2 protein-coding genes are annotated in these 1,813 nt (G+C 77.3%); one reads left to right on the plus strand and one right to left on the minus strand.

Annotated elements, in window-relative coordinates; translation table 11 throughout:
• Positions 1-151: 151 nt before the first annotated feature.
• Positions 152-1,189 (plus strand): LLM class flavin-dependent oxidoreductase, encoded by a 1,038-nt coding sequence (locus AE652_RS40695; RefSeq protein WP_049660901.1) that lies wholly within the window; start codon positions 152-154, stop codon positions 1,187-1,189.
• Here the strand turns inward: AE652_RS40695 and AE652_RS47050 are convergent.
• Positions 1,179-1,813: hypothetical protein (locus tag AE652_RS47050; RefSeq protein ID WP_049660903.1), on the minus strand; the 635-nt coding region annotated here is incomplete at its 5' end. The genes AE652_RS40695 and AE652_RS47050 overlap by 11 nt on opposite strands.

Here is a 1,813-nt window from a genome sequence, read left to right on the forward strand (position 1 = left end):
GGGCTGGACCGCTACTGGCGGGACACCCGGGCGCGACGGGGGCACGAGGACGACCCGGGGCGCGCCCGCGTGGTGGGGCGCCACCTCCTGCACGGCGAAGTCCCCCGCCCCACCTGGTACGCGTGACACCCCGAGTAAGGAGCACCCCCGCATGACCAGCAGTTCCCCGACCGTCCCGCTGTCCGTCCTCGACATATCGTCCATCGACTCCGCCGGCAGCCCCGCCGAGACCCTGGTCGGCACCCGCCGGCTGGTGGCGGCCGCCGACGAGCTGGGCTACACCCGGTTCTGGGTGGCCGAGCACCACAACTCGCGCGGGATCGCCGGCTCCGTCCCGGCCGTCCTGCTGGCCGCGCTCGGCGAGCGGACCAGCCGGATCCGGATCGGCGCGGGCGGGGTGATCCTGCCCAACCACCCGCCGTACGCCGTCGCGGAGTCCTTCCGGACGCTGGCCGCGCTGTTCCCCGGCCGGGTGGACCTGGGCATCGGCCGCTCGGGCGCGGACCCGCTGCTCTCCCACGCGCTGCGCCGGGCGCCCGACGAGGACTTCCCGGCGGCGCTGGAGGAGCTGCTCGCCTTCGTCGACGGCGGCTTCCCGGACGGGCACGTCTACCAGCGGCTGGAGGCCCTGCCGGAGCCGCCGCAGCCGCCGCGGCCGTGGCTGCTGGGCGCCAGTGTGCGCAGCGCCGTGGACGCGGGCCGGCGCGGGCTGCCGTACGCGTTCGCCCACCACTTCTTCAACTCCCGCGGCACCGAGGAGGCGCTGCGGGCGTACCGGCAGAGCTTCCGGCCCTCGGCCCGGGCCGAGCGGCCGCACGCGATCGTCACCGCCTACACGGTGTGCGGGGAGACCACGGAGCACGCGCGCCGGCTGACGGCGCCGGCGCTGTTCCCGGTGCTGCGGCTGAACGGCGCCTCGCCGATCGCGCCGCTGCCCACCGTCGAGGAGGCGGCGGCGTACCCGTGGACGGAGGCCGAGCGGGCCTCCGCCGACGCGCTGCTCAGCACCCAGGCGGTCGGCGACGCCGAGGAGGTCCGCCGGGCGCTGACGGACCTGCTGGAGCGCACCGGCGCGGACGAGCTGATGGTGACCAACAACGTCACCGACGTCGAGGAGAAGATCCGCTCGCTGGAACGCGTGCGGGACCTCGCCCCGGCGCTGCCCGTCCCCGCCGGGGTCAGCCGGTAACGGCCGGGCGGCGGCGATGGGCGCGGGCGCCGAGGCTGTCGCGGATGCGGCGGTGGTGGGTGACCAGCCAGACCCGCTCGGGCTCCCCGGGCGGGCAGCGGTCCAGGGCGTGGTCGAGACAGCTGACCGCGAGCGCGTCGTCGCCCGCGGCGGCGGCCCGGGCGGACGCCCCGACCAGGGCTTCCCAGGCACGGCGCTCCATCGCCTCCACCGGGGTGCCGTCCGCCTCGGCGAGCGCGATGGCGCGGTCGTGGTGGAAGGCCAGCAGCCCGGGGCGGGGCACGTCCAGCAGGGCGGCCCAGTCGGCCGCCCGCAGGTGGCGTTCGACCAGGACGCGGCCGGGCAGCTGGGCGAGCGCGACATCGCGGCTGACGGCGTACCGGAAGGCGTACTCGACGTCTCCGGGGACGCCGCTGCGGCGCACCCGGCGCAGCAGTTCGCGCGACTCCAGGAGCTCCAGGCTGCGGCCGACCTCCTCGGGGTCGCGCTGGCTGACGGCCTCGACCGCGCCGCGCCACAGCGTGCCGCCGACGACGGCGGCGTCGCGCAGCACCGAGCGGGTGGTGCGGTCGAGGCCGTCGAGCTGGGCGGCGGCGACGGCGAGGACGGCCAGCGGGTGGTCGG

Source organism: Kitasatospora sp. MY 5-36, from assembly GCF_001182915.1.
Taxonomy (GTDB): Bacteria; Actinomycetota; Actinomycetes; order Streptomycetales; family Streptomycetaceae; genus Kitasatospora.